The organism is Actinomadura graeca, from assembly GCF_019175365.1.
Lineage (GTDB): Bacteria > Actinomycetota > Actinomycetes > Streptosporangiales > Streptosporangiaceae > Spirillospora > Spirillospora graeca.
The window spans coordinates 8758197-8781677 of record NZ_CP059572.1 but is presented as its reverse complement, the minus strand read 5'-3'; the positions used below and the strand labels follow the sequence as shown (position 1 = coordinate 8781677).

General features: G+C 75.7%; 2 protein-coding genes. Both read right to left on the bottom strand.

What is annotated here, in order from left to right; all coding sequences use genetic code 11:
* Positions 1-19: 19 nt before the first annotated feature.
* Complete coding sequence (locus tag AGRA3207_RS38900) at positions 20-11650, bottom strand: type I polyketide synthase (protein WP_273699979.1); 11631 nt, start codon at positions 11648-11650, stop codon at positions 20-22.
* A gap of 67 nt (positions 11651-11717) precedes the next feature.
* A complete protein-coding gene (locus AGRA3207_RS38895) occupies positions 11718-23477 on the bottom strand; it encodes a type I polyketide synthase (protein WP_231332357.1) in 11760 nt (3919 codons plus the stop codon).
* Positions 23478-23481 lie beyond the last annotated feature (4 nt).

Below are 23481 nucleotides of genomic sequence, written 5' to 3'. Positions count from 1 at the left end.
CGCGCCGCGGCCGGTTCGGTCATGACATTCCAAGCTCGTTGTCGATGAAGTCGAGGACCTGGTCGGCGGTGGCCACGCCGAGGCGCTCGGCGGCGCTGGCCCCGTTCGCGCCACCGGCGCCGTCCGCCCCGTCCGGCGGCCGGGACGCCCCCCGCCACCGGGTCAGCAGCTCCTCGAGCCGGGCCGTGACCACGCCGCGGTCCAGGTCGGCGGCGACGAGCCCGTCGAGGGTCCCTTCGAGCCGGGCCACCTCGTCCAGGACGGGGTCCAGGAGCCCGGCGGGCTCCGCGCCCGCGTCCGGGGCGAGCCGGGTCAGCAGGTGGCCCGCCACGGCGGCGGCGTCCGGGAAGTCGAAGACCAGCGCCGCGGGCAGCCGCAGCCCCGTGGCCGCCGACAGCCGGTTGCGCAGCTCGACGGCGATGAGGGAGTCGAACCCGAGGTCCTTGAACGTGACGTCCGGGGGGATCGAACCGGGGTCGGAGTGGCCGAGCGCGGTGGCGGCCTCCTCGCGGACGAGGGAGAGCAGGATCCGGAGCCGCTCGGCCTTCGGCTCCCCGGCGAGCCGCTCGGCGACGCCACCGGCCGGCGCCGCCGCGGACGCGGCCCGCCGCCGCTGCGGGCCCGCCGCGGCGAGGCCGCGCAGGACCGGCGGGAGGGACCGCGCGGGAAGGCCGCCGGGCGGGCCGGTGCCGAGGTCGACGGCGACGAGGTGCGGGCCGCCGTGCCGGGACGCGGCGTCCAGGAGGGCGAGCGCGCGCTCGGTGCTCATGGCGCGCATGCCCAGCCGGTCCATGCGGGCGAGGTCGGCGTCCGCGAGATGCTCGGTCATGCCGCTGGTGGCCGCCCACGACCCCCAGCCGATCGACAGGCCGGGCAGTCCCTCGGCGCGGCGCCGCGCGGCGAGCGCGTCGCAGTAGGCGTTGGCGGCGGCGTAGTTGCCCTGGCCCGGGCTGCCGATCGCGGCCGCCGCCGACGAGAAGATCGTGAACAGCGCGAGCCGCCGGTCCGCGGTGACGGCGTGCAGGGTCTGCGCGGCGGTGGCCTTCACGCCCCACACCGCCGCCAGGCGGCCCGGATCGAGGGACGTCACGACGCCGTCGTCCACCACGCCCGCCGCGTGGACGACGCCGGTGAGCGGATGCGCCGGGTCGATGCCCGCGACCACGGCGCGCAGCGCGGCCGGATCGGCCACGTCGGCCGCCGCGACGGTGGCCCGCGCGCCCAGCCCGCCCAGCAGCCCGACCAGGTCGGCGGCGCCGGGGGCGTCGATCCCCCGCCTGCTGACCAGGACCAGGTGCCGGACGCCCCATTCGCGGGCCAGGTGCTCGGCCGTGAGCGCGCCCAGCGTCCCGGTGCCGCCGGTGATCAGGACGGTCCCGTCGGGGTCCAGCCGCGCGGGGACGTCCAGGACGAGCTTGCCGGTGTGGCGGGCCTGGCTCATGTACCGCAGGGCGTCCCGCGCCTTTTCCAGTGGCCACGACTCCAGGGGTGGGGCGTGCAGATCCCCCGCGGTGAGCAGCTCCGTCACCGTCTCCAGCATCTGGCCGATGCGGTCGGGCCCGGCGTCGGCGATGAGGTCGAACACCTGGTACGACACTCCCGGGTGCGCGGCGGTGACCTCGTCGGCTCGGCGGATGTCGGTCTTGCCCATCTCGACGAACCGTCCGCCGTCGCGGAGGAGGCGCAGGGAGGCGTCGGTGAACGGCCCGGCGAGCGCGTTGAGGACGACGTCCACGCCTTCACCGCCGGTGGCCGACCGGATCACCTCCTCGAAGTCCAGATCCCGGGAGGAGGCCCGGTGACCGGCGTCCACGCCCATCTCCTCCAGCACCGCGTGCTTGCCGGGACTGGCCGTGGCGAACACCTCCGCGCCGAGGCGCCGGGCGATCTGCACGGCCGCCCGGCCGACGCCCCCTGTGGCCGCGTGCACCAGCACCGACTCCCCCGCCCGCAGCCCGGCGAGGTCCACCAGCCCGTACCAGGCCGTCAGGAACGCCACGGGCGTCGCGGCGGCCTCACGGAAACCCCATCCCTCCGGGATCCGCGTCACCATGCGGGCGTCCGCCACCGCCGTGGTGCCGAACGCCCCGGCGAACAGGCCCATCACGGGGTCGCCCGCCTTCAGGCCCGCGACCTGCGGTCCCGTCTCGACGACGACCCCCGCGCCCTCGCCGCCGATGCCGCCCGGGGACGGCACCATCCCGAGGGCGACCAGCACGTCGCGGAAGTTGATCCCGGCGGCGCGCACCTCGACGCGCACCTGACCCGGGCCGAGCGGCTCCAGCGCCTCGGGGAACGCCTCGGCGGTCACGCTCTCCAGCGTCGCCGCGCCGCCCGGGAACAGCCGCCAGGCACGCTCCCGCACGGGGAGGACAAGACGCGGCGAGGCACCCGCGCGGGTGAGCCTGGGAACGCGGACCCGGCCGTCGCGGAGCGTCACCTGGGACTCGTCGGCCTCCATGGCCCGCCGCACCGCGTCCACCAAGGCGACGTCGTCGTCGGTGTCCGAGCCCGCGTCGAGAAGGACGAACCGCCCCGGGTGCTCCAGCTGCGCGCTGCGCAGGAGCCCCCAGACGCCCGCGGCCGGCGCGTCCACCCGGTGGTCGTCGGTGTCGACCGCGTGCCGGGTGACGAGCGCGAGCCGCGCGTCGGCGAACCGCGGTTCGGCGAGCCAGTCCTGGACGAGGCGCAGCGCGCGTCCGGTCGCGGCCTGCGGGTCCCGGGCACCGGCCGGCAGCTTCGCCAGGACCGTCGAGGGCACCGGGTCCGCCGCCGCCAGCCGTTCCAGCCCGGAGAGGTCCTCGCCGAGCACCGCCCATCCGGCCCGGGCGGGAGGCGGCCCTTCTCCGGCCGCTTCGGGGAGCGCGCCCCATTCCAGGGTCATGAGCTCGCGCGGCCCGCGTCCGCCGGTGTCGCGGAGCCGCCGCGGGTCCACGTCGCGGATGCGCAGCGACTCGACGCTCAGCACGGGCGAGCCCGCCGTGTCGGCGATCAGCACCTTCAGCCCCTGATCGAGACGGTCCCCGAGCAGCGACGCCCTGACCCGGACCGTCCGTGCCCCGACCGCGTGCAGCGCCACCCCGCTCCAGGCGAACGGCACCCAGGCCCGCCCATCGGACTCGCCGTCGAGCACAGCCGTGTGCAGGGCGGCGTCCAGCAGGGCCGGATGGATGCCGAACCCGTCCAGGTCTCCGGCGGCCTCGGGCAGCACGACCTCTCCGAGGAGATCCCGCCCGTGCCGCCACGCGGCGCGCAGCCCGCGGAACGCGGGCCCGTAGGCGTGACCGGCGGCCTCCGCCCGCTCGTAGAATCCGCTCACGTCGATCGGCTCGGCACCGGGAGGCGGCCACTGGCCGGCCGGCGCCCCGGGCGGGGCGGCGGCTTCGTCGAAGAGCACGCCGTCGGCGTGGCACGTCCATTCCGGATCCGGGTCGTGCTCGGGACGCGAGTACACGTGCACATCGCGCCGGCCGTCCTCCGCGGCCGCGCCGACCGCCACCTGCACGCGGACCGGTCCCGACTCCCCGAGCACGAGCGGAGCCTGGAGGACCAGTTCCTCCACCCCGCCGCATCCGGCCTCGTCGGCGGCACGCAGGACCCATTCCAGGATCGCCGCCCCCGGCAGCAGCACCGCGCCCGCCACCACGTGCTCGGCCGTCCAGTCCCCTTCGGCCGGCGACAACCGGCCGGTGAGCAGGCACGCGCCGCCCTCCGCCAGCTCGACGGAGGCGCCGAGCAGCGGATGCGCGGTGGACGTCAGTCCGAGGTGGGCGGCGTCCTCGCGACCGCTCTTCCCCGAAGGCAGCCAGTAGCGTTCGCGTTGGAAGGCGTAGGTGGGCAGGTCGATGGTGCGCGGGCGTGGCCTGTCGGGGAACCAGCCCGTCCAGTCGATGTCGATCCCGTGGACGTGCAGCGTGCCCAGCGCCGCCCCGAACGCCCTGGTATCGGGACGGTCACGGTGCAGGGCCGCCACCGAGGGGACCTGGCGCTCGTCCAGGATCTGCTGCGCCGCAGTCGCCAGCACCGGATCAGGGCCCAGTTCGATGAACACCCCCGCCCGCTCACCCAGCGACACGATCGCGGGCAGGAACCGCACCGGCTCACGCACCTGCCGCACCCAGTACTGCGCCGCCGCGATCTCCTCACCCACCAGCTCACCGGTCAGCGTGCTCACCATCGGCACCACCGGCACACCAAAACCCAAACCCCCGATCGCCTCACCAAAACCGGCCAGCATCGGCTCCATCAACACCGAATGAAACCCATGACTCACCGGCAAGCTTTTGGTCTTACGGCCCTTGACCGCCCACGCATCACGCACCTGCGCGACCAGGTCCGCCGGGCCCGACACCACCGTGCTCCCCGGCGTGTTCACCGCCGCGACACCCACACCCTCCGGCAACCCGCCCGCCAGCTCCCCGGGGTCGGCCTGGATCGCCGCCATCGCCCCACCCGCAGGCAAACCCCCCATCAACCGCGCACGAGCCGACACCAGACGACACGCATCCGCCAGATCCAGCACCCCCGCCACATGCGCAGCAGCCACCTCACCCACCGAGTGGCCCACCACCACATCCGGCCGCACACCCGCCGATTCCAGCAGCCGCGCCAGTGCCACCTGCACCGCGAACAACCCCGTCTGCGCGAAGGTGGTGTCCTCCAGCGTTTCGCTCGGACCGGAGAACACCACCTGCTTCAAACCCGGGTCCAGCAGGCCGCACACCTCATCGAACGCTTCCGCGAACACCGGGAACCGCTCATACAGACCCGCGCCCATCCCGACCCGCTGACCGCCCTGGCCACTGAACAACCACACGCACTCACCCCGGGCCACGGGTTTCCCGACCCCCGCCTCCAGACCGGCCAGCAGTTCTTCACGTGATTCGCCGACCGCCACCGACCGCCATTCGAACGACGACCGCGACGACACCAGCGACCAGCCCACCTCCACCGGATCACCGGCCACACCACCCAGCCGCGCCACCTGCTCACGCAACGCGGCCTCACTGCGCGCCGACACCACCCACGGCACCACACCGTCCACGGGTGGGACGTATTCGGGACGAGGAGGCTCGGGCGCCTGCTCCACGATCACGTGGGCGTTGGTCCCGGAGGCTCCGAACGACGAGATGCCCGCGCGGCGCGGCCGGTCGCCCAGAGGCCATTCCGTGGGCTCGGTGAGCAGCCGCACGGCACCCGCGTCCCAGTCCACGTGCGGAGTCGGCTCATCGATATGCAACGACGCGGGCAGCGTGCCGTGCCGCATCGCCATCACCATCTTGATCACACCCGCCACACCCGCAGCAGCCTGCGCATGCCCGATGTTGGACTTCACCGACCCCAGCCACAACGGACGATCCTCAGCACGCCCCCGCCCATAGGCCGCCAGCAACGCCTGCGCCTCGATCGGATCACCCAGCCTCGTCCCGGTCCCGTGCGCCTCCACCGCATCGACGTCGGACGCCGACAAACCCGCACCCGCCAGGGCCTGGCCGATCACCCGCTGCTGCGACGGGCCATTGGGAGCCGTCAGCCCGTTCGACGCACCATCCTGATTCACCGCCGAACCCCGCACCACCGCCAGCACCCGATGCCCACGACGACGCGCATCCGACAGCCGTTCCAGGAGCAGGAGCCCGGCGCCTTCGGAGATCCCGGTGCCGTCGGCCGCCGCCGCGAACGACTTGCAGCGGCCGTCCGGCGACAACCCGCCCTGGCGGGAGAATCCGCTGAAGGGGTCGGGTGTCGCCATGACTGTCACGCCTCCGGCCAGGGCGAGGTCGCACTCACCCTGGCGCAGCGCCTGCGACGCCAGATGCACCGCCACCAGCGACGACGAACACGCCGTGTCCACCGTCACCGCCGGACCCTCCAACCCCAGGGTGTAGGCCAGCCGTCCTGAGATCACGCTGCCGGAGCCTGCGAGCCAGGCGTGGCCCTCCATCGCCGCGTCGCCTCCGGCGGGGCCCGCGGCGTAGTCGTGGTACATCGCCCCGGCGTACACGCCGGTCGAGGTGCCCTTGAGCGTCGCCGGGTCGATACCGGCGCGCTCCAGCAGTTCCCAGGCCGTCTCCAGGAGCACCCGCTGCTGCGGGTCGGCCGCCGACGCCTCGCGCGGGCTGATTCCGAAGAACCCCGCGTCGAACCGGTCGGCGTCATGGAGGAAACCGCCGGTCCGGACGTAGCTGGTCCCGGGGTGGTCGGCGTCCGGGTGGAACAGTCCCGCGAGGTCCCAGCCCCGGTTGGACGGGAAGTCCCCGATCGCGTCGCCTCCCGAGGCCACCAGGTCCCACAGGTCCTCGGGGCCGCGGACACCACCCGGATACCGGCACGCCATACCGACGATCGCGACCGGCTCGTCCGCCCGCACGACGGCGGCGGGGCCGGGAGCCGCGCGGCCCGTGCCCGCCAGCTGCGCGCACAGGTGCCTGGTCAGCGCCACCGGGGTCGGGTGGTCGAAGACCAAGGTCGCGGGCAGCCGCAGCCCGGTGGAGGCGGCGAGCCGGTTCCGCAGTTCCACGGCGGTGAGCGAGTCGAAGCCGAGGTCGCGGAAGTTGGTCTCCGCGTCGACGCCGTCGGGCGACCGGTGCGCCAGTACCCCCGCCACGGACTCCCGGACGATCCGCGACACGAGGCCGAGCCGGGCGTCCTCGTCGAGGCCGTCCAGCCGCGCCGCGAGCCCGGTGGCGTCCGCGCCGGAGGCCGCGCGGCGCCGCACCGGCCCGGCGAGGCCCCGCAGGACCACGGGGATCTGGTCGGCCGCGAGCCCCGCGACGCTGACGTCGGCCGCCACGACGGCGGGCGCGGCGGACGCCCAGGCGGCGTCGAGCAGGGACAGCGCCCGATCGCTGCTCATCGGGACGATGCCCGAGCGGCCCATCCGGGATTCGAGGCCGGCCTGGGACAGGTGCGCCGTCATCCCGCTGGCGTCGGCCCACAGGCCCCACGCGATCGACAGGCCGGGCAGCCCCCGGTCGCGGCGGCGCGCCGCCAGGGCGTCGCAGAAGGCGTTGGCGGCCGCGTAGTTGGCCTGTCCCGGGCTGCCCATCACGGCCGCGGCGGACGAGAAGACGACGAACATCGTCAGGGGAAGGCCGGCCGTGGCGGCGTCCAGGTTCGCCGCCGCGGCGGCCTTGGCCGCCCAGGCCCGCTCCAGCCCCTCGGGGGTCTGCGACGGAATTGTCGCGTCGTCGAGAGCCCCCGCGGCGTGCACCACGCCCGTCAGCGGGTGCGCGGGGTCGATGCCGTCGAGCAGCCCGGCGACGGCGGCCGGGTCGGTGACGTCCGCGGCGGCGATCCGCACGTCGGCGCCCAGTTCCGCGAGGCGGGCCGCCAGTGCGGGCGCGCCGGGGGCGTCCATGCCGCTGCGGCTCACCAGCAGCAGGTGCCCGGCCCGCCACGCGCCGGCGAGGTGCTCGGCGACGAGGGCGCCGAGCGTCCCGGTGCCGCCGGTGATCAGGATCGTGCCGTCCGGGTCGGGGGTCCCGCCGCCGGCGGGCGGTGCGGCGGCGGCCCGCGCCAGCCGGGGGACGAGCACCCGCCCGCCGCGTACCGCCGTCTGCGGCTCGTCGGACGCCAGCGCCTCGGCCACCGTCCGGCGGTCCTCGTCGCCGCCCGGGCCGTCCAGGTCGACCAGGACGAAACGGCCCGGCTCCTCCGCCTGGGCGCTGCGGATGAGCCCCCAGACGGCCGCGCCTGCGAGATCGGGGGCCGCCGCGTCGTCGACCGCGTCGTCGGTGGTGGCGGCGACGGCGCCGCGGGTGACCAGGACCAGCCTGGCGTCGGCGAGGCGCGGCTCGGCGAGCCACCGCTGCAGCAGGCCGAGGACGTGTTCCACGGTGTCGCGCGCGGCGGCGGACGGATCCTCGCCGTCCTCCGCGACGGTGACCTCGGTGACGACGACGGAGGGCGGGGGCGTGCCGGAGTCGAGCGCTGCCGTGAGGGCGCCGAGGTCGGTCCAGACGGCATCGGGCGGGGTCTGCGGCGTGCTTGCGGCCGCGACCCAGCCGAGGGAGTAGAGGCCACGCGTCCGGTGTCCGGGCGCGGGTTCGAGCGGCCCGGCAGCAGGGCGCATCCGCACCGACTCCGCGTCCAGCACCGGAAGTCCCGCGGGGTCGGCGGCCTGCACCAGGAATCCCTGCTCCAGGCCGTCCCCGAGAGGGGTGAGGCGGACGCGGAGGACGGTGGCCCCCGACGCGTGGAGCGACACGCCGTTCCAGGCGAAGGGCAGCCACGCCGAGCCGGCGTCGACCCGGCCGGTGAGGAAGATCGGGTGCAGTGCCGCGTCCAGCAGGGCGGGATGGACGCCGAACCCGTCCTGCGCGTCGGCCTGCTCGGGCAGCCCGATCTCGGCCAGAAGGTCGTCGCCGTCGCGCCACGCCGCCCGCAGGCCCTGGAAGGCGGGGCCGTAGGCGTATCCGATGTCGCGCAGGCGCTCGTAGAAGCCGCCTATGTCCAGGGGTTCGGCGGCGGCCGGGGGCCATGGCCCGTCCCATGCCCCGGTGGTGGCCGGTGCGGTCGTGAGGACACCGGCCGCGTGGCAGACCCACGCCGAGTCCGCGGTATCGGCGTCATCGTCGGGACGGGTGTAGATGTGCACATCACGCCGCCCGTCGTCATCGGCGGCCCCGACGACGACCTGGACCCGCAGAGCGTCCGGACCGGGCAGCAGGAGGGGGGTGTGCAGGGTCAGTTCCTCCACCCGTGTGCAGCCGACCCCGTCGGCCGCGCGCAGCGCCCACTCCAGTAGCGCCGTCCCAGGCAGCAGGAGCGTGCCGTTGAACTCGTGCTCCGTCAGCCACGCCGCGCTCTGGCGCGTCAGGCGGCCGGTGAGCAGGTGGCCGTCCCCGTCGGCGAGCTCCAGCGCGGCGCCGAGCAGCGGATGCCCGGCGGCGCTCAGCCCGAGGCCCCTGGCGTCCTGGCCGCCGTCGCGTCCGGACGGCCAGAACCGCTCGCGCTGGAACGCGTACGTCGGCAGATCCACGACGTCCGGGGACGGGTCGGACGGGAACGCGGCGGCCCAGTCCACCTCGGCGCCCGCCGCGAACGCCTGCGCGACCGACAGCAGGAGCCGCGTCCGGTCGCCGTCGCCGCGGCGCAGCGTCGGGACGGTGACCCCGTCGGCGCCTGCCTCGTCGATGCACTCCTGTGTGCTCATCATCAGCACCGGGTGCGGGCTGACCTCGATGAAGACCCGATGGCCGTCGGCGAGGACCGCGCCGACGGCGTCGGCGAACCGCACCGGCCGGCGCATGTTGTCCAGCCAGTAGCCGGTGCCCAGCTCCGCGGTGTCCAGGCGCGCCCCGGTCACCGTGGAGTAGAACGCGACCTCCTGGGCCGGGACCGGCCCGATCCCGGAGAGCCGCTCCCCCAGCTCGGGGGTGATCCGGTCGATCTGCGGGCTGTGCCCGGCGGCGCTGGCCTCGATCATCCGGGCTTGCAGGCCCTCGCCCTTCGCCTTGTCCACGACGGCCCGGATCTGATCGGGCGGCCCGGACAGCACGACCGACCGCGGGCCGTTGACCCCGGCCACGACGACCTCGCCCGCGGTCCCGCCGAGTTCGGCGAGGAGCCGCCCGGCGTCCTGCTCGCCGGTGCCGACGGGGGCCATGGCCCCCTGCCCGGCGAGGCGCATGAGGACCCGGCTGCGGACCGCGACGAGCCTGGCGGCGTCGTCGAGGGTCAGCGCCCCGGCGACGCACGCGGCGGCGATCTCGCCCTGGCTGTGGCCGACCACCGCCGCGGGGACGACGCCGTGCGCGGCCCACACCGCGGCCAGCGACACCATCATCGCCCACAGCGCCGGCTGCACCACGTCCAGCCGCCCGAGGTCCGCCGCGTCCTCGTCGCCGCGCAGCACCGCGGTCAGCGACCAGTCGACGTGCGGTTCCAGCGCCCGCTCGCAGTCGGCGATCCGGGCGGCGAACACCGGCGAGGACGCCAGCAGCCCCGCGCCCATCCCGGCCCACTGCGAGCCCTGCCCCGGGAACACCAGCACCGGCGCGGCGACGGTCCGGCCCGCGTGGCCCGTCCGCAGCGCCGGATGCTCCTCGCCGCGGGCGAGGGCGTCCAGGCCGTCCGCCAGCGCGGCGGCGTCCTCGCCGACGACCACGGCGCGGTGCTCGAACACCGCCCGCGTCTCCACCAGCGACCAGCCCACGTCGGCCGGGGACGCAGCGGTGCCGTCCGCGACCCGCCCGGCCAGCGCCGCCGCGGCGTCCCGCAGCGCCAGCGGGTTCCGCGCCGACAGCACCCAGGGCAGCGGGCCCCCGGCGGCGGCCGCCGGTTCCGCCTCGTCCGGGCGTGCCGCTTCGGGGGCCTCCTCCAGGATCAGGTGCGCGTTCGTGCCGGACATGCCGAACGCCGACACGCCCGCGCGGCGCGGCCGGCCCGTCGCCGGCCACTCCGCCGGCCCGGTGAGCAGGCGGACGGCGCCGGACGACCAGTCGACGTTGCGGGTCGGCTCGTCGACGTTGAGCGAGGCGGGCAGCGTCCCGTGCCGCATCGCCATGACCGTCTTGATGATCCCCGCGACGCCGGCGGCGCCCTGGGTGTGCCCGATGTTCGACTTGATCGAGCCGAGGAGGAGCGGACGGTCCGCCGGCCGGTCCCGGCCGTAGGTCGCGAGGAGCGCCTGCGCCTCCAGGGGGTCGCCGAGCGCGGTGCCGGTGCCGTGGGCCTCCACGGCGTCGACCTCGGACGCCGAGAGCCCGGCGCCGGCGAGCGCCCGCGCGATCACCCGCTGCTGGGCGAGCCCGCTCGGGGCGGTCAGCCCGTTGCTGGTGCCGTCCTGGTTGACCGCCGAGCCCCGGACCACGGCGAGGACGCGGTGGCCGTTGCGGCGGGCGTCCGACAGCCGCTCCAGCAGCACCAGGCCGGCGCCCTCGGAGAACACGGTGCCGTTGGCCGCCTCCGCGAACGGGCTGCACCGCTCGTCGGGCGACAGGACCCGATGCCGGGAGAACTCGGTGAACATGGTCGGCGCAGGCATCACCGTCACCCCGCCCGCCATCGCCAGGTCGCACTCCCCCTGGCGGAGGGCGTGGCAGGCCAGGTGCACCGCCACCAGGGACGACGAGCACGCCGTGTCCACCGTCACCGCCGGGCCCTCCAGGCCGAGCGCGTAGGAGATCCGTCCCGACAGCACGCTGAGGGCGTTGCCGGTCGCCAGATGCCCCTCCACGTCGCGGTCGGCGTGCGAGGTCCCGAACCCGGGGACGCCCGCGCCCGCGTACACGCCGGTCAGGGTGGACCTGAGCGAGGTGGGGTCGATGCGGGCCCGTTCGAGGAGTTCCCACGCGACCTCCAGCAGCACCCGGTGCTGCGGGTTCATCGCCTTGGCCTCGCGCGGGCTGATGCCGAAGAACGCGGCGTCGAACTCGTCGGCGTCGTACAGGAAACCGCCGCGCCGCACGTAGCTGCCGCCGGGATGGTCGGGGTCGGGGTGGTACAGCCCGTCGAGGTCCCAGCCCCGGTTGGACGGGAACCCGCCGATCGCGTCCCGTCCCGAGGCCACCAGGTCCCACAGGTCCTCGGGCGACCCGACCCCGCCGGGGAACCGGCAGGCCATGCCGACCACGGCGACCGGCTCGTGGTGCCGCTCCTCGGCCTCGCGCAGCCGCTGCCTGGCGCGGCCCAGGTCCGCCGTCACCCGCCTCAGGTACTGTCGGAGTTTCTCTTCCGTACCCGGCATCAGTCCTCACTTCCGTTCGAGCGGGTCACAGTTCGCGGTCGATGAACTCGAACATCTCCTCGTCGGACGCGCCGTCGAGGAGGCCGTCGCCGGTCGCCCCGGCGTCGGCGTCGAGCGTGGCCAGCAGCGCGGTGAGACGCCGCGCGACCCTCTCGCGCGCGTCCCCCTCGACGGGGAGCGCGGTCAGGGCGCCCTCGATCCTTCCGAGGTCGCTGAGCAGCGGGTCGGCGGCGTCGCCGGGCGCCGGCGCCTCCCCGCCGGGTGCCAGCTCCCGCCGCAGGTGGGCGGCCAGGACGGTCGCCTCCGGGTAGTCGAACACCAGCGCGGGCGGCAGGCGCAGCCCGGTCGCCGCGGCGAGCCGGTTGCGCAGCTCGACGGCCGTCAGCGAGTCGAAGCCCAGGTCCTTGAAGGGCGTCCCGGCGCTGACCGCGGCCGGGCCGGAGTGCCCGAGGACGGTCGCCGCGTGCGTCCGCACCAGTGCCAGCAGCACCCGCTCCTGTTCGGCGGGGGGCAGCCCGGCCAGCCGTCCGGCCAGGCCGCCGGGCCGCTCCCCCGCCGCGGCGGCGGACGCCCGGGACCGGCCTGGGCCGTGCGCGGCGGCGAGGGCGCGCAGCGGCGCGGGGACGGTGCCGGGCGGGCCGGAGGCGAGGACGCGGGCGTCGAGGTCCACGGCCAGCAGGTGCGGCCGGCCGTCCCGGCGGGCCGCGTCCAGCAGCGCGAGCCCGCGCTCGTCGCCGAGCGGGGTGAACCCGGTGCGGCCCATCCGGGACAGGTCGCCCTCGGTCAGGTGCCCGGTCATCGCGCTCGCCGACGCCCACAGCCCCCATCCGATCGACTGCCCCGCCAGCCCGGCGGCGCGGCGGCGGGCGGCCAGCGCGTCGCAGTAGGCGTTGGCGGCGGCGTAGCCGCCCTGCCCCGGGCTGCCCGCCGCGGCGGCCGCCGACGAGAAGATCACGAACAGGCCGAGGCGCAGGTCCGCGGTCGCGGCGTGCAGGTTCGCGGCGGCCGCCGCCTTCGCCGCCCAGACGGGGGCGAGCCGCCCGGGGGTGAGCGAGGCGACCGTCGCGTCGTCCAGGACGCCGGCGGCGTGCACCACGCCGGTCAGCGGGTGCGCCGGGTCGATCCCGGCGACCGCGGCGGTCACGGCCGCCGCGTCGGTGACGTCGACGGCGGCGATGGTCACGTCCGCGCCGAGCGCCTCCAGCCGGGAGGCCAGTTCCGCCGCGCCGGGGGCGGCGGGGCCGCGGCGCCCGGCCAGCAGCAGCCGCCTGACGTTCCAGGTGCGCACCAGGTGCTCGGCGACCAGGCCGCCGAGGGTGCCGGTGCCGCCGGTGATGAGCACGGTGCCGTCGGGGTCCAGCGGCGCGGGCACGTCCAGGACGAGCTTGCCGGTGTGCCGGGCCTGGCTCATGTGCCGCAGCGCCTCGCGGGCCCGGCCCAGGGGCCACGGCTCCACCGGGAGGGGGGCCAGCGTCCCGTCACGGAAGAGGCCCGTCAGTGTCGTGAGCATCTCGCCGACCCGTTCGGGCCCGGCGTCGCCGACCAGGTCGAACGAGCGGTACCGCACTCCCGGACGGTCCTCGGCGATCCGCGCCGGGTCGCGCAGGTCGGTCTTGCCCATCTCGACGAACCGGCCGCCGTCCGCCAGCAGCCGCAACGACGCATCGGTGAACTCACCCGCCAGGCTGTTCAGCACCACATCCACACCACGCCCGCCCGTCGCACCACGGAACCCGCCCTCGAAATCCAGATCCCGCGACGACGCACGGTGCGCGGCGTCGATGCCCATCTCCTCCAGCACGCCCTGCTTGCCAGGACCCGCCGTCGCATACACCTCCGCCCCCAGATACCGGGCGATCCGCACCGCCGCCATCCCCACACCACCGGTCGCCGCATGCACCAGCACCGACTCACCGGCACGCAGACCACCCAGGTCGACCAGCCCGTACCACGCCGTCAGGTACGCCACGGGGACGCCGGCCGCCATCCGCGGGGTCCATCCGGGCGGCACCGGCACCACCATCCGGGCGTCCGCCACCGCGACGGTGCCGAACGCACCCTCGAACAGGCCCATCACCAGGTCCCCCGCCGCGAGGCCGGTCACGCCGGGCCCGGCGTCGAGGACCGTCCCGGCGCCCTCGCTGCCCGCGAACACGCCGTCGTCCGGGTACATCCCGAGCGCGATCAGCACGTCCCGGAAGTTGACTCCGGCGGCGTGCACGGCGACGCGCACCTGGCCGGGGCCGAGGGGTTCCAGCGCCTCCGGGCACGGCACGGGCGACACGTTCTCCAGGGTCGCCGTCCCGGCGGCGGCCAGCCGCCAGGCGGACTCCCCGGCGGGCGCCGTCAGCTCCGCCGGCGGTCCCGCGGGCGCCCAGCGCGGCACCAGCAAGGCGCCGTCACGCAGCGCGGCCTGCGGCTCGTCGGCGTCCAGGGCCCTGGCCACCGCGGCGGCGGCCTCCTCCGGCACGGCCCCCGGCCGGGGGTCCAGGTCGAGGAGGACGAAGCGGCCGGGATGCTCGGACTGGGCGCTGCGGACCAGGCCCCACACTCCTGCGCCGGACGGGTCCGCGTCGCCCTCGGCCGACACCGCTCCCCTGGTCAGGACCACCAGCGTGGCGTCGGCGAGCCGCGGCTCGCCCAGCCAGCCGCGCAGCAGCTCCAGGACCGTCTCGACCACCGCGAGCCCGGCGTCGCCGTCCTGCGGCCCGGCCTCGGCGAAGACGAGCGAGGGTGGCGCGGCGCCGGCTTCGAGCGCCGTGACGAGGGCGCCCAGATCCGCGTGGGCGGTCAGGCCCCAACCGTCCGGCGCCGCGCCCAGCACCGCCCAGCCGCGGGTGTCCGGCGGGACGCCCGCACCGTCGGCGGGCGCGGGAACCTCCGTCCATTCCACGACGTAGAGACCGTCCGCCGGGCGTTCCCCGGCGGCCCTGAGCCGCTCGGCGTCCGCCTGGCGGAGCACGACGGACTCCACCTCCAGCACCGGAGCACCGAGCGGATCGGTGATGGTCATCCGGACGCCCTGGTCGAGTCCTTCGCCGAGTGGAGACAGCCGGACGCGGACCGACGTGGCCCCCACCGCGTGCAGGGTCACCCCGTTCCACGTGAACGGAAGCCAGGCCCGCCCGTCGCCGAACCGGCCGATCAGCAGCAGGGCGTGCAGCGCGGCGTCCACCAGCACCGGATGGACGCCGTACCCGTCGCGGTCCTCCACCTGCTCGGGCAGCTCGATCTCGGCGAGCACGTCCCGGCCGTCCCGCCACACCGCGCGGAGCCCCTGGAACGCGGGCCCGTACCCGTAGCCCGCCGCCTCGGTGCGCTCGTAGAAGCCGTCGACGCCGACCGGCTCGGCTCCCGGAGGCGGCCACGCGGAGTCCGGGGCCCCATCATTACCGTCCGGTGTGGCGCCGATCGGCGACGCGCTGAGGATGCCGGTCGCGTGCCGCGTCCAGCCCGCGGCGGCGCGCGAGTAGACGCCCACGTCGCGGCGGCCGTCTTCACCGGGCTCCCCGACCACCACCTGAACGCTCAGGCCGCCCTGCTCGGGCACCACCAGGGGCGTCTGGAGGACGAGTTCCTCCACGGCGGCGCAGCCGCTCTCGTCCGCCGCCCGCAGCACCCATTCGAGTTGCGCCGCCCCCGGGACCGGCACGCTGCCGAGGACGACATGGTCGGTCAGCCAGGCCGGCCGCTGCCGCGTGACACGTCCCGTGAGCACGTGCCCGTCGCCGTCGGCGTGCCGCATGGCGGCCCCGAGGACGGGGTGGCCGGTCGGGTCCAGCCCGAGGTCCGCGACGTCCGGTGCCCCGCTCTCCCCGGTGAGCCAGAACCGCCGGCGTTGGAAGGCATAGGTCGGGAGATCGACCGTCTCCGGGCGCGGGCCGGCGGGGAACCAGGGCCGCCAGTCCACATCGGCGCCCGCCACGAACGCCTCGGCCAGCGACAACCCCACCCGGGTCAGATCACCCTCGTCACGGCGCAGCGTGGGCACGGCGGCCGCGGTCACCCCGGCCCGCTCGAAGCACTCGCTCATGCCGACCGTGAGCACCGGGTGTGGGCTGGATTCAATGAACACCCGGTGCCCCTCGGCCAGCAGAGCCTCGATCGCCTCGGCGAACCGAACCGGCTCGCGAAGGTTGCTCACCCAATAACCCGCATCCAAACCACCGGGATCAAAACGGCCACCGGTAACCGACGACACAAACCCCACACCGGTTGGCAAAGGCCGGATCCCGCCCAGGTCCCGCAGCAGCCCACCGGTGATCTCATCCACCTGCGGACCATGCGAGGCATAATCCACATCCACCAGCCGCGCCCGCCACCCCCCGCCACGCACAGCCGCCACCACCGACCGCACCTCATCCGGCGGCCCCGACACCACCGTCGACGACGGCCCGTTGATCCCGGCGACCACCACACCGTCCGCGCGGTCGCCCAGCCGGGAGATCAGCGCAGTGGCCTCTTCCCGCGAGACCCCGAGCGACGCCATCGCGCCCCGGCCCGACAACCGCCGCAAAGCCTTGCTGCGAACAGCCACCACACGGGCGGCGTCCTCCAGGGACAATGCGCCCGCCACGCACGCCGCGGCGATCTCACCCTGGCTGTGACCCACCACCGCCGCAGGCCGCACCCCGAACCCCTCCCACACCGCAGCCAACGACACCATCACCGCCCACAACACCGGCTGCACCACATCCACCCGCCCCAGATCGGCCGCACTCACCCCACCCCGCAACACCTCCGACAACGACCAATCCACGTACGGCGCCAACGCCCGCTCACACTCACCCACACGCCCCGCAAACACCGCCGACGACCCCAGCAACCCCGCACCCATCCCCACCCACTGCGAACCCTGACCCCCAAACACCAACACCACACCACCACCACCACCGGCACCGGCACCGGCACCGGCACCGGCACCGGCCAGCACACGACCCGACACCACCGAACCCCCCACACCACCCCCACCCAACCCAGCAACACCCCCGCACAACACATCCCACCCACCCACCACCACCGCACGATGCTCAAACACCGAACGCGCCGACACCAACGACCACCCGATCTGGGCGGCCGTGACGTCGTCGGCGCCGTCGACGTAGTCGCCCAGGCGTCTTGCCTGGTCGCGCAGTGCCTCGTCGCTGCGCGCCGTGAGGACCCAGGGCATGACGCCCTCGGCGGGTTCGGGGACGGAGGGCTCCGGTGAGGGGGCCTCCTCGGCGGGCTGCTCGATGATCACGTGGGCGTTGGTCCCTGAGAAGCCGAACGAGGAGACGCCCGCGCGGCGGGGACGACCGTCCCCGCGCCACTCCACGGGCTCTGTCAGCAGCCGCACCGCACCCGCGTTCCAATCCACATGCGGAGACGGCTCATCGATGTGCAACGACGCAGGCAGCGTCCCGTGCCGCATCGCCATCACCATCTTGATCACACCCGCCACACCCGCAGCAGCCTGCGCATGCCCGATGTTGGACTTCACCGACCCCAGCCACAACGGGCCACCATCCCCGCGGCCCTGTCCATAGGCCGCCAGCAACGCCTGCGCCTCGATCGGGTCGCCCAGCCTCGTCCCCGTCCCATGGGCCTCCACCGCGTCCACCTCGCTGGGCGGCAGGCCCGCGGCGGCCAGTGCGGCGCCGATCACGCGTCCCTGAGCGAGTCCGTTCGGGGCCGTGAGGCCGTTGCTCGCGCCGTCCTGGTTCACCGCCGAGCCGCGGACGACCGCCAGCACCCGATGACCGTTGCGACGCGCGTCCGACAACCGCTCCAGCAACACCAGACCCACACCCTCCGACCACCCCGTCCCATCCGCACCCGCCGCGAACGCCTTGCACCGCCCATCCACCGCCAACCCGCCCTGACGCGAGAACTCCACGAAGGTGTTGGGGGTGGACATGACGGTCACGCCGCCCGCGAGGGCGAGGGTGGATTCGCCCTGCCGCAGCGACCGGCACGCCAGATGGATCGCCACCAGCGACGACGAACACGCCGTGTCCACCGTCAACGCCGGACCCTCCAGACCGAACGTGTACGCCACGCGGCCGGACGCGACGCTGGGCGTGCTGCCGGGCATGAGCCGGCCCTCGACGCCCTTGGGGATGCGGCCGAGGAAGCGGGAGCCGTAGTCGTCGTACATGACGCCGGTGATCACCGCGGTGGGGGTGCCGCGGAGGTCCGCGGGGTCGATACCCGCGCGTTCGAACGCCTGCCAGGCGGTCTCCAGCAGCAGCCGCTGCTGCGGATCCATCGCCAGCGCCTCGCGCGGGCTGATCCCGAAGAATTCCGCATCGAACCGGTCGGCGTCGTACAGGAAACCGCCTTCGCGGGTGTAACTGTGGCCTTCCCTTTCGGGGTCGGGGTCGTAGAGGCCGGCCAGGTCCCAGCCGCGGCCCGCGGGGAACCCGCCTATCGCGTCCCGTCCCGAGGCGACGAGCTCCCACAGGTCCTCGGGCGAGGCGACACCGCCCGGATAACGGCAGGCCATCCCGATGATCGCGATCGGCTCGTCGGCGTCGGCCGCGGTGCGCGCCACGGCCGGGGACGGCCGGGCCGCGGCCTCGCCGGTGAGGCGGGTGCGCAGGAGCCGGATGAGGGCACCGGGGGTGGGGTGGTCGAAGACGACCGTACTGGGCAGGCTGACCCCGGTCGCCGCGTTGAGCCTGTTGCGCAGTTCCAGTGCGGTCAGCGAGTCGAATCCGAGGTCGTTGAACGCGCGTGCCAGGTCGAGGGTCTCCGGTTCGGGGTGCGCGAGGACGGTGGCGACCTGGTCGCGCACGACTCCGCCGATGATCCGGTCCTGCTCGGCGGGGGGCAGCCCGGCGAGGCGTCCGGGCAGCGACGTGGCGGCGGGGCCGCGCGCGGGGGTGCGGACCTGGCCGCGCAGCACCGGGGGCAATGTGCCCGCGGCGGCTTGCTCGCGCAGCGAGGCGCGGTCGAGCCGGACGGGCACGAGGACGGGGTGCGGGCCGGTGAGCGCGGCGTCGAGGAGGGCGAGCGCCTCCTGGTCCGGGAGCGCGGCGACGCCGGAGCGGGTGATCCGGGCCAGGTCGGCGTCCTCCAGCCCGGCGGCCATGCCGCCGGACGTCTCCCACAGGCCCCAGGCGAGCGCGGTGCCCGGGAGGCCCGCGGCGCGGCGGTGCTCGGCCAAGGTGTTGAGAAAGGTGTTGGCCGCCGCGTAGTTGCCCTGGCCGCCACCGCCGAAGACGGACACGGCGGAGGAGAACAGCACGAACGCCGCGAGGTCGTGGTCGCGGGTCAGCCGGTGCAGGTTCCAGGCCCCGTCCAGCTTGGACGCCAGGACGGCGTCGAGCCGCCCGGGGGTCAGCGCGGTGACCACGCCGTCGTCGATGATCCCGGCGGCGTGGACGACGGCGGTCAGGGGGTGCTCGTCGGGAACGGAGGCGAGGAGCGCCTCCAGCGCGCCGGGGTCGGTGACGTCGCAGGCGGCGACACGGACGTCGGCGTCCAGGTCGTCCAGGCCGGGGTCGCCGCCTCGGCGGCCGGTCAGCAGCAGGTGCCGCGCGCCGTGCCGCGCCACGAGGTGCCGGGCGACGAGGCGGCCGAGCGCCCCGGTGCCGCCGACGATGAGGACGGTGCCGTCCGGGTCCAGCGCGGGCGCAGCGGTGTCGGCCTCCGCGGGCACGCGCACCAGTCTCGGCACGAGGACGGTCCCGCCGCGCACCACGGCCTGTGGCTCGGCCTCGGTGACGAGGTCCCGCAGGACGTCGCGGGGGACGTCGTCCTCGTCGGTGTCGACGAGGAGGATCCGGCCGGGGTGCTCGGCCTGCGCGGCGCGCACCAGGCCCCAGATGGGCGCGGTGGCGAGGTCGGCGGGCGGGTCGCCGTCGGCGGCGGCGACCGCTCCCGCGGTCACGATCGCGAAGCGGCCGCCGTGCCCGCCGCCGGACGGCTCACCGGACAGCCGGTCCTGGAGGAGGGCGAGCGTCCGGTGGAGGGCGGCGCGCGCCTGCGCGGGCACGCCGCCGTCGTCTTGGCCGCGCGGGCACCGCAGGATCTCGATGTCGTCCTCGTCCGGGGACGGGCCTTCCTCCGGCGCGTGCCCCGCCCGCGCGGCGAGCGGCCGCCATTCCACCCGGTAGAGGGAGTCGCCGGTGATCGCCTGGGCGGAGCGCCACCGCTCGGCGGAGACCGTCCGGAGGCCCAGTGCGTCGATGGTGAGCGCCGGTGCGCCGTCCTCGCCGCCCAGCGCCAGCCCGAAGGTCCCGGCGTCGCCGGGCGTGAGGCGGGCGCGCAGCCGGGACGGGCCCGCCGCGTGCAGCCGCACGCCGCTGAACGAGAACGGCAGCCGCACCGTCCGGTCGTCGTCCTCGCGCAGCTCCCCGATCACGTGGAGCGCGCCGTCGAGCAGGGCCGGGTGGATCCCGTACCCGGCCGCGTCCTCGCGCTGCTCCGGTGCGAGCGCCACGTCCATGACGACCTCGTCCCCGAGGCGCCACGCGGACCGCACGCAGCGGAAGGCGGGGCCGTAGCGGTAGCCCTGGTCGGCGAGGCGGTCGTACATGGCCTCGACGTCGATTTCCACGGCGCCGGGCGGCGGCCAGGCGGCGGACGGCGCCGCCTGCGGAGCGGGGGCGCCGGTCGTCTCGGCGAAGGTCCCGGCGGCGTGCCGGCGCCAGGCCGGCGCGTCGCCGGATTCGCCGTCGGCGGCGGGACGGGAGTAGACCGTGACCGCGCGCCGTCCGTTCTCGTCCGGTACCGCCACCGCGACCTGGATGTCGGCGGCGCCGGTTTCGGGCAGCGGCAGCGGCGTCTCCAGCGTCAGGTCCTCGATCAGGTCGCAGCCGGCCCGCTCCGCGGCGGCCAGGGCGACCTCCAGGAAGGCGGTGCCGGGCAGGGGGACGGCGTCGGCGACGGCGTGGTCGGCCAGCCAGCCGTGGGCACGCCGCGACAACCGGCCGGTGAGCAGGAGCTCACCCGTGGCGGGTTCGACGGTGGCCTGGAGCAGCGGGTGGCCGGCGGGCCGGACACCGGAGGCGTTCACCCCGGCCCCGTCCGGGACGGGCCGCCAGTAGCGGCGCCGCTGGAACCGGTAGGTGGGCAGCGGGACCATCCCGGCGCCCTCGGGCAGCGCGGCGGCGAGGTCGGCCTCGGCGCCGTCGACGTGCAGGGCCGCCACGGCGGCCAGGAAGGTGCGGGCCTCGTCGTGGTCCCGCCGCAGTGCGGCGGCGAAGATCGGCGCGCCGTCCGGGGCGGGTCCGTCCTCTCCGGCCGCGAGGGCGTCCTGCGCGATGGCGGTGAGGACGGGGTCGGGGCCGAGTTCGAGGTAGCGGACGACGCCCTCGCCGTGGAGGGCGCGCAGGCCGTCGTGGAACCGCACCGGCTCGCGGACGTGCCGCACCCAGTACTCGGGGTCGGTGAGCCGCGCGGCTTCGGCCGTCCGCCCGGTGAGGTTGGAGATGACGGGGATGCGGGGCGCCTCGTAGGACAGGCTCCGGGCGACCTCGCGGAAGTCGTCGAGCATCGGCTCCAGGAGGTGGGAGTGGAAGGCGTGGCTGACGCGGAGCCGCCGCGTCCTGCGCCCCCGGTCCCGCAGCCGGTCCGCGATCTGCCCGACGGCGTCCTCGTCACCGGTCACGACGACGGCCGCGGGCCCGTTCACGGCGGCGAGCGAGGCGCGGCCGCCGGTCTCGGCGAGCAGCGGGACGACCTCGTCCTCGGCGGCCTGGACGGCGGCCATCGCCCCGCCGGGCGGCAGCGCCTCCATCAGCCGCCCGCGCGCGGCGACGAGCGCGCACGCGTCGGGCAGCGACATCACGCCCGCGGCGTGCGCGGCGGCGATCTCGCCGACGGAGTGGCCGGTGAGATGGCCGGGGACGAGCCCGAACGCCCCGGCCAGCCGGAACAGCGCGACCTCGACCGCGAACAGCGCGGCCTGGGTCACGCCGGTCCGGTCGAGGTCGGCGGCGTCGGCGGGCTCGAACACCAGGTCGCGGACGGAGCGTCCGAGCAGCGGGTCCAGGTGCGCGCACGCCTCGTCGAACGCCTCCGCGAACGCCGCGTAGCGCTCGTGGAGCCCGCGGCCCATGCCGGGTCGCTGGCTGCCCTGCCCGGTGAACATGAACGCGGTGCCGCCGGGTCGCGCCGGGCCCGCGGCGCGTGTCAGGCCGGGATGGTCGCGGCCGCCGGCCAGCGCGTCCAGTCCGGCGCGCAGGTCCCCGCGTCCGGAGCCGAGGATCACCGCGCGGTGCTCGAACGCCGTCCTGGTCCTCGCGAGCGACCAGCCGACGTCCGCGACGGGCAGGTCCGGGTGCGCGTCGAGATGCGCGGTGAGCGCGGCGGCCTGGGCGTCGAGCGCCTTGGGCGTGCGCGCCGACAGCACCCAGGGCACCGGCCCGGCGGCCGGTTCCTCCGCCCGTTCCCCGGGGTCCGCGCCGGGCGGCTCCTCCAGGATCAGGTGGGCGTTGGTGCCGGAGATGCCGAACGACGACACGCCGGTCCGGCGGGGGCGGGCGCCGCGCGGCCACGCGACCGGGCCGGTGAGCAGCCGCACCGCCCCGGCGTCCCAGTCGACGTGCGGGGTCGGCTCGGCGGCGTGGAGGGTGGCGGGCAGCCGCCCGTGCCGCATCGCCATGACCATCTTCATCAGGCCGGCCACGCCCGCGGCGCCCTGGGTGTGCCCGATGTTCGACTTGACCGACCCCAGCCACAGCGGCCGGCCGGGCGCGCGGTCCGCGCCGTAGACGTCCAGCAGCGCCCGCGCCTCGATCGGGTCGCCCAGCCGGGTGCCGGTGCCGTGCGCCTCCACGGCGTCCACGTCGGACGGCGACAGCCGCGCCGCGTCGAGGGCCTGGCGGATCACGCGCCGCTGCGACGCCCCGCTGGGCGCGGTGAGGCCGTTGCTCGCGCCGTCCTGGTTGAGCGCCGAGCCGCGGACGACCGCCAGCACCCGGTGCCCGTTGCGGCGCGCGTCCGACAGGCGCTCCAGCAGCACCAGGCCGACGCCCTCGGAGAAGCCGGTGCCGTCGGCGGACGCGGAGAACGCCTTGCACCGCCCGTCGGGCGCGAGGCCGCGCTGGCGGGAGAACTCGGTGAACACGTTCGGGACGGCCATCACGGTCACGCCGCCCGCGAGCGCCAGCGTGCACTCGCCCTGCCGCAGCGCGTGGCACGCGAGGTGGATCGCCGCCAGCGACGACGAGCACGCCGTGTCGATCGTCACGGCCGGGCCCTCCAGCCCGAGCGTGTACGACAGGCGGCCGGACAGGACGCTGGGCGCGTTACCGGTGACCAGGTGGCCCTCGGCGGCCCGGTCGGCGTGGGGGGTGCCGAAGCCGGGGAGGGCGGCCCCGGCGTACACGCCGGTCCGGCTGCCCTTGAGCGTGACGGGGTCGATGCCCGCCCGTTCCAGCAGCTCCCACGCCACCTCCAGCAGCAGGCGCTGCTGGGGGTCGAGCACCCGGGTCTCGCGGGGGCTGATCCCGAAGAACTCGGGGTCGAACAGGTCCGCGTCGTACAGGAAGCCGCCCTCACGGGCCACGCTGGTGCCGGGGTGGGCGGGGTCGGGGTGGAACAGGCGGTCCAGGTCCCAGCCGCGGTCGCCGGGGAACGGGCCCATCGCGTCGCCGCCGGAGTCCACGAGGTCCCACAGGTCCTCCGGGGTGCGGACGCCGCCCGGGAACCGGCACGCCATCTCCACCACGGCCACCGGCTCGGCGTGCCGCTCCTCGGCCTCGCGCAGCCGCCGCCGGGTGTCGTGCAGGTCGGCGGTGACACGCCGCAGGTAGTCGACCAGCGTCTCTTCGTTGACCGTCTCGTTGCCCATCCGC

Bases quoted from the DNA above. Each gene is read 5' to 3' on its own strand.
- AGRA3207_RS38895 (WP_231332357.1), bottom strand. From the start codon at position 23,477: ATGGGCAACGAGACGGTCAACGAAGAGACGCTGGTCGACTACCTGCGG.